Here is a 13,064-nt window from a genome sequence, read left to right as displayed (position 1 = left end):
AACATGAGTGACTTTTCACCGAAATGCGCTCATGAGACAGTCTCAGCATGCTCTCCGGCGGCTCTGCCGGGGGGCGTTCCGTTCTGCCGCTCGAGAGGAAACACCATGCATCACCGATCACGGCTGGGCTTGCTGGCAGTGGCCATCGCCCTGCCCGCGCTCGTCCTGACCGCCTGCTCCGCTCCGCAGGGCGGTGACTCCGACGGCGGCGACGCCGCCACCGGAGGCACGCTAAAGCTCGCGGGCAACTCCGACGTCCTGTACCTCGACCCCGCGGCGTCGTACTCGGCTCCCGATTACCAGATCCACCGCGCGCTCACACGCACGCTCTTCGCCCAGGTCCCCGGCGAAGGCGACACCGATCGCTCCGCCATCGTGCCCGACCTCGCCCTCGACATCCCCACGCAGGACAACGGCGGCATCTCGGAGGACGGCACCGTCTACACGATCGATCTGCAGGAGGGCGTCGAGTTCGATGCGCCCGACGGTGCGCGCGAGATCGTCGCCGAAGACGTCGTCCTGGCTGCGAAGCGCATCTGCAACCCGGTGTCGCCGTCGAACGCCCTGTCGTACTTCACCGACACCATCGTCGGGCTGGCGGAGTACTGCGACGGATTCTCGACGGTCGACCCCACGGTCGAGGCGATCCGCGCCTACGTCGAGGGCAACGACATCGAGGGCGTGCAGGCGACGGGCGATCACACCGTGCAGTTCACGATCACCCAGCCGGCTGCCGACTTCATCGACATCCTCGCGCTCGGCGTGTTCCTCGCTCCGCAGCCCGTCGAGTACCTCGACTACCTGCCGGACTCGCCCGAGCTCCGCCAGAACATCATCTCGAGCGGTCCCTACCGCATCGCGGAGTACGTGCCCGACGAGAGCTTCACGCTCGAGCGCAACCCCGTGTGGAAGGCGGACCTCGACCCGGTCCGCAAGGCCAACGTCGATGCGATCGAGATCGCCATGGGCCAGGATGCCGCGGCCGTGCAGCAGCAGCTCGAGGCGGGGACGGTCGACATGCAGTGGGCCGACACGGTCACCCCGACGGCCTCGGTGCCCGCACTGCTCGCGCAGAACGACGAGCGCCTCGTGATCGGCGGCGACGGCGCCATCCGTCCGTACGTGGTCATCAACACGCTGAGCCCCAACGCGGACGGCGCCTTCGGCGACACCGTCGTGCGTCAGGCCCTCAACTTCGCGATCGACCGCGCCGCGGTGCAGCAGATCCTCGGCGGACCCGGCCTGGCCGAGGTCGCGACGCAGATCCTGCCGCCCGAGGTGCTCGGCACCGAGCAGGCGAACGTGCTCGACGTCCCCGAGAACGGCGACGCCGCGCGCGCCACGGAGCTCCTGACCGAGGCCGGCTACCCGGACGGCGTGCCGGTGCGCCTGCTGTACCGCGAGACCGAGCCGTACGCCTCGATCGCCGCGGCGATGCAGCAGGACCTCGAGGCAGCGGGCTTCCAGGTCGAGATGAAGGTCACGACGCAGAACGCGTTCTACAGCGAGTTCCTGCTCAACCAGGACATCACCGAGGCCGGCGAGTGGGACATCGCGATCGCCGCGTGGAGCGCCGACTACTTCGGTGGTCGTCCGTACCTGGTTCCGATGCTCGACGGCCGCGGCTATGCCGCCGGCTCGCCGAACTTCGGCGGCTGGAACAACGAGGAGTTCAACGGTCTGATCGACGAGGCGCTCGCCGCCGCGACGCCCGAGGAGGCGAACGAGAAGTGGATCGCGGCGGACGCCGTGGCCACCGAGGACGCCGCCTGGGTGCCGATCACGTTCGCACGCACGCCCGTGTTCCACTCCGACCGCGTCGGGGGCTTCGAGTACCTCTCGTGGACGAAGAACGGCGACGTGACGAACGTCTGGATCGAGGACTGATCGCGCTCGCGCGATCATTCGTCCTCGGATGCTGAAGAAGGAGATGCCACGTGCTGCTCAGCGTTGAAGATCTCGACGTGTCTTTCGACACGGGGGATGGAAGGCTGCACGCGGTGCGTGGCATCTCCTTCGACCTCGACGAGGGCGAGACCCTCGGCGTGGTCGGAGAGTCGGGCTCCGGCAAATCCGTGAGCACGCAGGCGATGGTCGGGCTCTCGAGCGGAGCCATCGTCGAGGGCCGCGCGCTCTTCCAGGGCCGCGATCTGCTCACCATGGACGACGAGGACCTGCGCTCGGTGCGCGGACGCGACATCGGGATGGTCTTCCAGGATCCGCTGTCGTCGCTGCACCCGCAGTTCCGGGTGGGAGCCCAGATCGCCGAGGCGATCCGCGTGCACGAGAAGTCGTCGCCCAAGCTTCTGCGCTCGCGGGTGATCGATGTGCTCGCAGAGGTGGGCATCCCGAATCCCGACAAGCGCGTCGACGACTACCCCCACCAGTTCTCGGGGGGCATGCGCCAGCGCGTCATGATCGGGCTCGCACTCGCGCTCCGACCGGCGCTGCTCATCGCGGACGAGCCCACGACGGCGCTCGACGTCACCGTCCAAGCCCAGCTGCTCGAACTCATGAACCGGCTGCAGAAGGAGCACGGCACCGCGATCCTCATGATCACCCACGACCTGGGCGTGGTCGCGCAGGTGGCCGATCGCGTGCTCACGATGTACGGCGGCCGCATCGTCGAGAGGGGCTCGCACCGCGAAGTGCTCACGCGCCCCCACCACCCCTACACCCGCGGCCTGCTGGCCTCGGTGCCCCGCGTCGGCTCGCAGCGCACGGTTCTGCAGTCGATCCCCGGAAACCCGCCCAGCCTGCTCGTCGAGCAGCCCGGCTGCCCGTTCGCCTCGCGCTGCGCGCTGGTGCACGACGAGTGTCTCGTGCGCTTCCCCGATGAGCGTCACGTCGCGGTCGGGCACCGCTCGGCGTGCGTCCTCCCCGTCTCCCACGCGACCCCCGTCGTGCTCCCCGTGCTGCCCGACCCGCCCGCCGTCGCCACGACCGATCGGGAGCTGCTCGCGCGCGTCGAGGACGTTCACATCCACTTCCCCGGCGCCCGCAAGGGCGTGCTGGGACTCAAGAGCGACACGGTGGTGGCGGTCGACGGTGTGAGCCTCGACATCCCGCGCGGTGGCACGCTCGGGATCGTCGGCGAATCCGGCAGCGGCAAGTCCACGCTCGCCCGCGCCCTCACGGGGCTCATCCCCCTCACGAGCGGGCGCGTCGAATTCGAGGGGCGCGACATAACGACCCTCGGACGCGCTGAGCGGCACGCGCTGCGACGTGACGTGCAGATGGTCTTCCAGGATCCGTACGGCTCCCTCAACCAGCAGCGCCGCGTCGGATCGATCATCGCCGACCCGCTCATCATCCACGGCATCGAGGAGGGCAGGGGCCTGCGCGCCCGCGTCCAGCAGCTCATGGAGCTCGTGGGTCTGAACCCCGAGCACTACAACCGCTTCCCCGCGGAGTTCTCGGGCGGCCAGCGTCAGCGCATCGGCATCGCGCGGGCCCTCGCCCTCAATCCGAAGCTCGTCGTCTGCGACGAGCCGGTGTCGGCACTGGATGTCTCGATCCAAGCGCAGATCCTCAATCTGCTCGGCTCGCTGCAGGACGAACTCGGCCTCACCTACGTCTTCATCGCGCACGATCTGGCCGTCGTCGAGCACATCGCCGACACGGTCGCCGTCATGCACCGCGGCGTCATCGTCGAACAGGGCAGCGTCGAGCAGATCTACCGCGCCCCTCAGCAGGAGTACACCCGATCGCTCCTGGCTGCGGCACCGCATGTCGACACGGCGCTCGAGCCGCGCGCCGACGACTCGAGGGAGGCCCGTCCATGACCGGCGAGAACCCGGCCGACCCGCGCGTCGAGGCCGAGCACGAGCAGGAGGCCGAGACCATCGAGGCCGCCGCCGTCCCCGGTCTCACCCAGCAGGCCGCGGTCGCGGCGCGAAGCCCCCTGCAGCTCGTGTGGAGCCGGATGCGCCGCGACCGCGTCGCGATCGCTTCCACGATCGTCATCCTGCTCGTCATCCTCGCCGCGATCGCCGCCCCGCTCATCGCGATGTGGGTCGGTCACGGCCCGAACGAGCAGTTCCGCGAGGACGGCCTGACCGAGTTCGGCACGCCGGTCGCTCCGAACTCGCAGTTCCTCCTCGGCACCGACAACCTCGGACGCGACGTCCTCGTCCGGCTCGTCTACGGAGCCCAGATCAGCCTCACCGTGGCCTTCTTCGCGACCATCGGCGCGCTCGGGATCGGCACCGTCGTCGGCCTGGTCGCCGGCTTCCTCCGTGGATGGGTCGACACCGTCCTGACGTGGCTCATGGACACGACGCTGAGCCTCCCGCAGCTGCTCTTCGCGATCTCCCTCGTCGCCCTCGTCGGCCCGTCCCTGGCCACCACGGTCGTGGTCATCGTCCTCTTCTCGTGGGCGCCGATCGCGCGCGTCGTCCGCGGTCAGGTGCTCTCCCTCCGCGAGCGCGAGTTCGTGGAGGCGGCACGCTCGCTCGGAGCGTCGAACTGGCGCATCATGCGCGTCGACGTCATCCCGAACCTGCTGGTCCCGATCGTCGTGTACGGGACCCTGCTGATCCCTCAGGCGATCGTCTTCGAGGCCACTCTGTCGTTCCTCGGGCTCGGCGTGCTGCCACCGACCGCGACGTGGGGCAACATGCTCGCAGTGGCATCGCAGGGGTCGCTCTACACGATCGCCCCCTGGCTCGTCGTCTTCCCGTCAGCGGCGCTCCTGGCCGTCACACTCGCGTTCAATCTCCTCGGCGACTCGATCCGCGATGCCCTCGATCCGCGTCAGACGCTGTTCGCGGGCCGCCGTCGACTCGCACGGCGCAGAGCCGCGCGTCGCGCCGCGCGGAAGGGGGCGAAGGCGTGATCCGCTTCCTCAGCCGTCGAGTCGTCTCCGGCATCCTGACCCTCCTCGCGATCAGCGCGATCATGTTCGTGCTGTTCTACGTGGCACCGAACGACCCCGCCCGCACGATCGCCGGCGTGCAGGCCACGAACGCCCAGGTGGAGCTCGTGCGCGAGCGGCTCGGGCTGGATCTGCCCGTCATCGAGCGCTACTTCCTGTACATGGGCGGGCTCCTCAGGGGCGACCTGGGGTACTCGTTCTACAACCAGCAGCCTGTACTCGACTCGATCGTGCAGCGTCTGCCCGAGACCGCGTCGATCGCGATCGGCGGTCTCGCGATGGCGCTGCTCATCGGCGTGAGCATCGGCATCGGCGCAGCCCGTCGTCCCGGCTCGATCCGCGACCGCGTCAGCACCATCTTCGTGCTGAGCGGTCTGAGCGTCCCGACGTTCGTCGTCGGCCTGCTGCTGCTGTACGTGTTCTTCTTCCAGCTCACGGTGCTCGGCTTCCCGATCTTCCCCGCCGCCGGCTACGTCGACTTCTCGGAGAACCCTTTCGAATGGGCCCGGCATCTGATCCTGCCCTGGATCACCGTCGGGTTCGTGTCGGCCGCGACCTACGCCCGCCTCACCCGCAGCCAGCTCGCCGGTGTCCTGGGCGAGGACTACATCCGCACCGCGCGGGCGAAGGGGCTGTCCGAGAGCTCGGTCGTCTACAAGCACGGCATGCGCAGCGCCCTCACCCCCGTCGTGACGCAGGTGAGCCTGGACATCGCCGTCCTGATGGGTGGCCTCGTGGTCACCGAGCAGATCTTCGGGATCAACGGCATCGGCCGCCTCGCGATCCAGTCGGTCAACCGCGGCGACCAGCCCGTCATCATCGGCACCATGCTGCTCGCATCGCTCTTCGTCGTGATCTCATCGATCCTCGTCGACATCGTCTACGCGCTGCTGGACTCCCGGGTGCGGGTCAAGTGAGCCTCGAGAAAGGGAACAGGATGCTGGACGACCGCACGAGGGCGCTCGCGAAGGGCGTGAACTTCGCCACGCTCACGACGCTGCGCAAGGACGGTTCGCCGACGTCCCAGGTGATGTGGGTGGACTGCGACGACGAGCACATCCTCATCAACACCGAGGTGCATCGCGTGAAGTACCGGCACATGATGCGCGATCCGCGCGTCGTCGTCGTCATCATCGACAGCGAGGACCCCTACACCTATGCCGAGATCCGGGGCGAGGTCGTGGAGTTCGTGCACGGCGCCGATGCGCGCGCGCACATCGACGAGCTCTCCCAGCGGTACTTCGGTCGCCCCTACATCCAGGAGCAGATCGAGAGCGAGCGCGTGATCTGTCGGATCCGCCCTCTCGCGTGACCCGCCCGCGCGCGTGACGAAGGAGAACACCGTGACCCGTACGAGCCCGCAGATCGCCGAAGACCTCGGACCCGACGTCATCCGCTGGCGCAGCGTCGGCCCCGCCCGCGGCGGGCGCGTCGTCGCCGTATCGGGCGACCGGAAGAACCGTTCGCGGTTCTGGATGGGAGCGTGCTCGGGAGGCGTGTGGATGACCGACGACGCCGGTCAGTACTGGCGGCCCATGTCGGACGGATTCCTCGAGACCGCGTCGATCGGGGCCATCGCCGTCGCGGAGTCGGACTCCGAGGTCGTGTGGGTGGGCACGGGCGAGTCGTTCGCGCGCAACAACGTCGTCCCCGGCGATGGGGTCTACCGCACCGTCGACGGAGGGCGCACGTGGCGGCACCGGGGTCTGGCTGCGACGAAGCACATCGCGAAGGTGCGTGTGCACCCGAGAGACCCCGACGTCGCATTCGTCGCCGCGACGGGCGACGTCTTCGGTCCCAATCCCGAGCGCGGTGTGTTCCGCACGCGCGACGGCGGCGAGACCTGGGACCACGTGCTGCACGTCTCGGATCGGGCCGGTGCGGCGGACCTCGTGATCGATCCTTCCAACCCGCGCATCGTCTACGCCTCGATCTGGCAGATGGTGCGTCATCCGTGGAACATCATCTCGGGCGGCGAGGACTCGGGCCTGTGGCGCTCGCGCGACGCCGGGGACACGTGGGAGCGCGTCTCCGACAACCCCGGCTTCGCGCAGGGGCTGCTCGGCCGCATCGGCATCGCGGCGAGTCCCGCCCGGCCCGGCCGGCTGTGGGCGCTCGTGGAGGCGATCGGCGACGAGGGCGGCGTCTATCGCTCGGACGACGCGGGCGAGACGTGGGAGCACGTCTCGCGCGAGCGCAGCGTGCAGGGACGCCCGTGGTACTACAGCCACCTCATCGCGCATCCGACCGAGGCCGACACGCTGTGGAGCATGAACACGTGGGCATGGCGCTCGCGCGACGGGGGCCGCACCTTCCAGCAGGTGCAGACGCCTCACGGCGACAACCACGATCTGTGGATCGATCCCGAGGATCCGGCGCGGATGATCAACGGCAACGACGGCGGCGCCTGCGTGAGCGTCAACGGCGGCATGACGTGGTCGTCCGTCTACAACCAGCCCACGGCGCAGTTCTATCGCTTCGACATCGATCACCGGTTCCCGTTCGACCTGTACGCGACGCAGCAGGACAACTCCGGGATCCGTGCGCCCTCCCGATCGTGGAAGGGCGCCCTGCGCTGGCCGGACTGCGTCGAGCTCGGCGAAGCCGAGGCGGGCGATGTCGCGCTCGACCGCTCCGACCCGAGGTTCGTGATGCTCGGGGGTGCCGGCTTCGGGCATCCCGGACCCCTCCTGCGCTTCGACCAGGTGACGGAGCAGGCCCGCGACGTGGCCGTGTGGCCCGAGTACTTCATGGGCATCGGCGCGAGCGAGATGCGGCACCGCTTCGGGTGGACCTTCCCGATCGAGTTCTCGCCGCACGAGTCCGGCGTGCTGTACGTCGGCGGCGAGCGGCTGTTCCGGTCGCCCGACGGCGGGATCACGTGGCGCGCGATCAGCCCGGATCTGACGCGCGATGACACGTCGAAGCAGCAGCCGACGGGAGGCCCGATCTCGGGCGACTCCACCGGCGCCGAGGTGTACTGCACGATTCACGCGTTCGCCGAGTCGCCGCTCACTCCGGGCGAGCTCTGGGTCGGATCGGACGACGGACTCGTCCATCTCTCGCGAGACGGGGGAGGGGAGTGGACGCGCCTGACGATCCCCGGCCTGCCCGAATGGGCGACCGTGGTGCGGATCGAGCCGTCGGCGCACCGCGCGGGCACCGCCTATCTCGCCGCGCACGCCTACCGACTGCAAGATCCGCGTCCGCTCGTGTTCCGCACGGACGACTTCGGCGAGACGTGGGATGCGATCGCCGACGGCATCCCCGCCGGCGAGTGGGCGCGGAGCATCCGCGAGGACCCCGCATCCGCCGAGCTGCTGTTCCTCGCCACCGAGCGCCGCGTGTGGTTCTCGACCGATCGCGGCAGCACGTGGGCGAGTCTGCGCGGCAACATGCCGTCGGTCCCCGTGTACGACGTCAAGGTGCGCGCGAACGAGCTCGTCGCGGGGACGCACGGTCGCGCGTTCTGGATCCTCGACGATCTCGCACCGCTGCGCGAGATGGCCGACGCCGACGGGACGACGCCCGTCATCTTCACACCGCCGCCGGCCTACCGGTATCCGACGCCCGACGGATTCGACATGCCGGGCGAGGGGTCATGGGTCGGCGGATTCCCCGGCGTGCCCCTGGGCGGAGCGACCTTCACGCGACGCGCACGACCCGACGGCACGCGTGAGACGGTGTGGCTCGACGGCGGGAAGAACCCCCCGAACGGCGTGCAGCTGATGTATCGGCTGCCGTCGAAGGCCGACGAGGTGACCATCACGATCCGGGACGGAGAGGGCAGCGTGCTGCGCACCTTCCGATCCACGGCGTCGGACGATCGCGAGCTGTCGGCGGACGAGCTGCCTCGGACGGATGCCGGCACCCACGCGTTCCTCTGGGATCTGCGCATCGAACCCGCGCTCACATCGCCGCGCGACGGCTCATCGCGGGCGATCGTGTACCCGGGGCCGCGCGTGGCCCCGGGGCGGTACGTCGTCGAGCTCGCTGCGCTGGGCGCGACGCAGACGCAGGAGGTGCGGGTCGAGCGCGACCCGCGCGGCATCGCGACCGACGACGACCTCGCAGAGCAGCACCGGCTGCTCGTGCGCATCCGCGACCTGCTGCAGCGCGTGGCCGATGGGATCGGCTGGTCGGGCGCGGCGCATGACGCGCTCGAGGCGCTGGGCGCTCGCCTCGCGGGCGGCATGGTCGCCACGCGCGTCGCCTCGGTGCTCGCGGAGATCGACGCCGCGCGCCGCGTGCTGACGAATCCCGACATGAAGGACCACAACGACGCTCTCAAGATGGCCGCGGGACTCGAGCAGAAGATCGTGCTCCTCCCCGAGATCGTGGTCGAGCTCTCGGACACGCGACCCGTGCCGGGCGTCTACGAGGTGCTCGATCGATTCGAGGCCGAAGCCGACGAAGCGCTCGCCCGACTCGCAGACGTCCGCGACCGCACGTTCCCCGAGATCGAAGACGCGCTCCGCGCCGACCCCGGCATCCCCCTCATCGCGCCCCGCTAGCCCCCGTCGGAAAGTCACCTCACACCCATGCGCACGCCTCGCCTCGTCGTCCTCGCCCTCGCCGCCGTCCTCGCCCTGACGGGCTGCGCCACCGGATCGCCGGAAACGGGCGGCGGTGCCGACCCGGGCGCGGGCGGTGACGGGGGCGCCGACCTCGTCATCTACGTCGGCCGCAACGAGGACCACGTGCGACCGCTCGTGGAGCGCTTCGAGGACGAGACCGGACTCACGGTCGACGCGCGCTACGGCAGCACCGGCGAGCTCGCGACGACGATCCTCCAGGAGGGCGGGAGCTCGCCCGCCGACCTCTTCTTCACGCAGGACCCCGCCTACATGGGCGCGATCTCCGAGGCGGGTCTGCTGGGCCCCCTGCCCGCCGACATCCTCGAGCTCGTTCCGGAGGGGATCACCGGCGCCGACGACGACTGGGTCGGGGTGACCGCGCGGAGGCGAGTGCTGGCCTACGACCCCGCTCGCACGCCCGAGGCGCAGCTGCCGCAGTCGGTGTTCGACCTCACGACCCCCGAGTGGGCGGGACGGATCGGACTCGCCCCGACGCACAGCTCGTTCGTCTCGTTCGTCGCCGCGCTCGTCGCGATGCACGGCGAGGACGAGACTCTCGCGTGGCTCGAGGCGATCGCCGACAACGAACCGCAGATCTTCGACGGCAACGAGGAGCAGCTCCGCGCGATCGCCGCCGGCGATCTGGACGTCGGGCTCGTCAACCACTACTACGTGCATCGCCTCCTCGCGGAGGACCCCGCCTTCCCGGTGCGCAACCACTCGTTCGACCCCGGCGATGCGGGCGACGTCCTCATGCCGACGACGATCGGGATGCTCGCCTCGGCCGATCACACCGAGACCGCGCTCGATTTCGTGCGCTTCCTGCTGTCGGAGCCGTCGCAGCGGCACTTCCTCGAGGAGGTCGGAGAGTACCCGCTGCGGGACGGCGTCGGCACACCGGAGGGCGAGCGACCTCTCGATGCGGAGCTCATCGGCGACATGAAGCTCGCCGAGGTGGCGGTGAACCTCGATATCGCCACCGACCTGATCGCCCGATCCGGTCTCATCTAGGCGCGGCTGTGGCGGCGAGGACCCAGCGCGCGGCGACCGTCCTCGCCGTGATGATCGTCGCGCTGCTGAGCGTGCCGCCGCTCGTCGTGCTGGCGGTCCAGGGCGTGCACGGGCGCGACGCGCAGACGGTGACCCCCGAGCGTCTGCTGCAGCTGCTGGGCAACACGCTTCTGCTCTCGGCGCTCGTCGTCGGCTTCTCTCTCGTGATCGGCACCGCGACGGCCGTCATCACTCAGCGCTCCACCCTGCGCGGGCGGCGGGTGTGGTCGACGCTCGTCACCGTGCCGCTCGTCCTGCCCGCCTACGTGATCGCCGTCGCACTGTCGGGCATGCTCGGCGGTGGCGGCACGCTCTCGCAGTGGCTGGCTCCGCTCGGCATCGATCGACTCCCTCCCGCGGTCGGGCTCTGGGCAGCGACGGCATGCCTCACGATCGTCGGCGTGCCGGTCGTGCACGCGCTCGTCTCCGCTGCGCTCGCACGACTGGATCCCGCGCTCGAGGAGACCGCACGCCTGCTCGGCGATCCGCCCGCGCGTGCCTTCGCGAGGGTCGTCCTGCCGCAGCTGCGCGGCACCCTCGCGCTCGGCGCGTGCGTCATCGCGCTCTACGTCGTCTCGGACTTCGGCGCCGTCTCGATGCTGCGGTACGACACCTTCACGCGCGCCGTCTACGCCCAGTTCCGCGGACGGGTCGACCTCGCCCCCGCCTTCGCGCTCTGCTCGATCCTCGTGATGGTGGCCGCCGTCTTCGTCATCGGCCAGGTCGTCCTGCGGGGGCGCGAGCACGCGGCGGCGGCGAACGCCCGACCCGCAGCGCCCCGTCGGTGGGGCGCCCCGGCCCGGATCGCCGCGGTGGTGCTCCTGTGCGCCGTCGTGACGGCATCCAGCATCCTGCCGATCGCGACGCTCGCGACGTGGACGCTGCGGGGTCTCGGGGCCGGCGCGCAGCCGGGTCCCGTGCTGGTCGAGGCGGGTAACGCGCTTCTGTACGGCCTGCTCGCGAGCATCGTGACGACCGTCCTCGCCGTGCCGATCGCGCTCGCGGCCCGCCGCCGCACGCGATTCGGACGCGTCATCGAGGCGGTGCCCTGGATCACGCACTCCCTCCCGCACCTCGCCGTCGGGCTCGCGATCCTCGTGCTCGCGCTGCGCGGACCCCCCGTGCTCTATCAGTCCACGACGGCGCTCGTGCTCGCCTACGCGGTGCTCTTCCTGCCTCTCGCGGTCGCGCCGCTGAGCGTCGCCCTGCGCCGCATCGACGAACGGCTTCTTGATGCCTCGCGCGTGCTGGGCGGATCCGACGCCGCGACGCTCGGGCGGATCGTGCTGCCCCTGGCGCTGCCGGCCGCCCTCACGGGAGCCGTGCTCGTCTTCTTCGCGGCGTTCCACGAGCTGCCCGCGACACTGCTGCTGCGCCCGACCGGTGCGGAGACGCTCGCCGTGAGACTCTGGGGGGCGATGGTGGAGGGTCAGTACACGACGGCGAGCATCGCGGCTCTTCTCATGGTCGCCATCAGCGTGCCGCTCCTGGGCCTGCACGCGCGAGCGACGGTGCGCGAGGCGGTGGCCGCATGACGGACCTCGTGCTGGACGCGCGCGGCCTGGTGCGCCGCTACGGCGCGGTCGCCGCGGTCGACGGAGCCGATGTCGCCGTGCCGCGCGGGAGCATCGTGGCGCTGCTGGGGCCGTCGGGGTGCGGCAAGACGACGACGCTGCGGCTCATCGCGGGACTCGATCACGGCGAGGGCACGATCGACATCGACGGCGTCCGGGTGAGCGGCGGGGCGACTCCCGTTCCACCCGAGGCGCGCGGGGTCGGACTCGTCTTCCAGGAGGGCGTGCTCTTCCCGCACCTCGACGTCGGCGCCAACGTCGCCTACGGTCTGCGCGGCGCGACGAGGAGAGCGGACGCCGAGAGGATGCTGGGGCTGCTCGGCATCGCAGGGCTCGCCCGGCGCATGCCGCACGAGCTGAGTGGCGGCGAGCAGCAGCGCGCGGCACTCGCTCGCACACTCGCGCCCCGGCCCTCCCTCGTGCTGCTGGACGAGCCGTTCGCGCACCTCGACGCTCCGCTGCGCGAGCACGTGCGCGACGAGATGCTCCGGGCGATCGCGGACACGGGTACGTCCGCGCTGCTGGTGACGCACGATCAGGCCGAAGCGCTCGCGATCGCGGACCGCGTCATCGTCATGAATCGCGGCAGGATCCATCAGGATGCGACCCCCGAAGACGTCTACCGGCATCCGGTCGATCGCTTCACGGCATCCTTCGTCGGGCGCGCCGTCCTCGTCGAAGCGCAGGTGACGGAGCGCGGAACCGCCCGAAGCAGGCTCGGAGAGCTCTCCGTCGACTCCGCCGCACCCGCAGGCGATCGACTCGCCGTGCTGCGACCGGAGTCGATCGCCGTCGTCACGGACGGCACCGGGATCGCGGGGCGCGTCGTGCGATCGTCGTTCCGCGGCGCCGACCGGCTGCTGCGGATCGAACTCGCCGACGGCACGATCGTCGAGACCCTCGGCGATCGTGACCGTCGCGTCGGCGATCGCGTCCGCGTGGCTGTGCGGGGCGTCGTGGCGACAGTGCCGGTCGGCGACCGGTGAG

The 13,064-nt window shown here is 70.4% G+C and carries 9 protein-coding genes; all 9 read left to right on the top strand.

What is annotated here, in order from left to right:
• Positions 1 to 105: 105 nt before the first annotated feature.
• Genes ACTIFV_RS14380 through ACTIFV_RS14340 form a run of 9 tightly spaced genes read left to right on the top strand, consistent with a single transcriptional unit; the run spans position 106 to position 13,063 of the window.
• The gene (locus ACTIFV_RS14380) at positions 106 to 1,887 is read left to right on the top strand and encodes an ABC transporter substrate-binding protein (protein ID WP_439593478.1); all 1,782 of its coding nucleotides are present in this window, start codon (positions 106 to 108) and stop codon (positions 1,885 to 1,887) included.
• A gap of 50 nt (positions 1,888 to 1,937) precedes the next feature.
• On the top strand, positions 1,938 to 3,785 hold the full coding sequence (locus tag ACTIFV_RS14375) for an ABC transporter ATP-binding protein (RefSeq protein ID WP_439593477.1): 1,848 nt from the start codon (positions 1,938 to 1,940) through the stop codon (positions 3,783 to 3,785).
• Entirely contained in the window at positions 3,782 to 4,837 is a 1,056-nt protein-coding gene (locus ACTIFV_RS14370; protein WP_439593476.1) for an ABC transporter permease, read from the top strand. Before ACTIFV_RS14375 ends, ACTIFV_RS14370 begins: the two co-directional genes overlap by 4 nt.
• The gene (locus ACTIFV_RS14365; protein WP_439593475.1) at positions 4,834 to 5,793 is read left to right on the top strand and encodes an ABC transporter permease; all 960 of its coding nucleotides are present in this window, start codon (positions 4,834 to 4,836) and stop codon (positions 5,791 to 5,793) included. The genes ACTIFV_RS14370 and ACTIFV_RS14365 overlap by 4 nt, the downstream gene beginning before the upstream one ends.
• Before the next feature lie 20 nt (positions 5,794 to 5,813).
• Entirely contained in the window at positions 5,814 to 6,188 is a 375-nt protein-coding gene (locus ACTIFV_RS14360; protein ID WP_439593474.1) for a PPOX class F420-dependent oxidoreductase, read from the top strand.
• 31 nt (positions 6,189 to 6,219) lie between these two features.
• Positions 6,220 to 9,390 carry a hypothetical protein gene (locus tag ACTIFV_RS14355; RefSeq protein ID WP_439593473.1) on the top strand — a complete coding sequence of 1,057 codons (3,171 nt, stop codon included), beginning with the start codon at positions 6,220 to 6,222 and terminating at the stop codon, positions 9,388 to 9,390.
• 27 nt (positions 9,391 to 9,417) lie between these two features.
• The gene (locus tag ACTIFV_RS14350) at positions 9,418 to 10,464 is read left to right on the top strand and encodes an extracellular solute-binding protein (protein WP_439593472.1); all 1,047 of its coding nucleotides are present in this window, start codon (positions 9,418 to 9,420) and stop codon (positions 10,462 to 10,464) included.
• Between the two features lie 8 nt (positions 10,465 to 10,472).
• The gene (locus tag ACTIFV_RS14345) at positions 10,473 to 12,038 is read left to right on the top strand and encodes an ABC transporter permease (protein ID WP_439593471.1); all 1,566 of its coding nucleotides are present in this window, start codon (positions 10,473 to 10,475) and stop codon (positions 12,036 to 12,038) included.
• Entirely contained in the window at positions 12,035 to 13,063 is a 1,029-nt protein-coding gene (locus ACTIFV_RS14340) for an ABC transporter ATP-binding protein (protein WP_439593470.1), read from the top strand. The genes ACTIFV_RS14345 and ACTIFV_RS14340 overlap by 4 nt, the downstream gene beginning before the upstream one ends.
• Position 13,064 lies beyond the last annotated feature (1 nt).

It is taken from the genome of Microbacterium sp. (assembly GCF_051860965.1).
Classification (GTDB): domain Bacteria; phylum Actinomycetota; class Actinomycetes; order Actinomycetales; family Microbacteriaceae; genus Microbacterium.
This window is presented reverse-complemented; position numbering and strand designations above follow the sequence as displayed.

Bases quoted from the DNA above. Each gene is read 5' to 3' on its own strand.
- ACTIFV_RS14380 (WP_439593478.1), top strand. From the start codon at position 106: ATGCATCACCGATCACGGCTGGGCTTGCTGGCAGTGGCCATCGCCCTG.
- ACTIFV_RS14370 (WP_439593476.1), top strand. From the start codon at position 3,782: ATGACCGGCGAGAACCCGGCCGACCCGCGCGTCGAGGCCGAGCACGAG.
- ACTIFV_RS14360 (WP_439593474.1), top strand. From the start codon at position 5,814: ATGCTGGACGACCGCACGAGGGCGCTCGCGAAGGGCGTGAACTTCGCC.
- ACTIFV_RS14350 (WP_439593472.1), top strand. From the start codon at position 9,418: ATGCGCACGCCTCGCCTCGTCGTCCTCGCCCTCGCCGCCGTCCTCGCC.
- ACTIFV_RS14340 (WP_439593470.1), top strand. From the start codon at position 12,035: ATGACGGACCTCGTGCTGGACGCGCGCGGCCTGGTGCGCCGCTACGGC.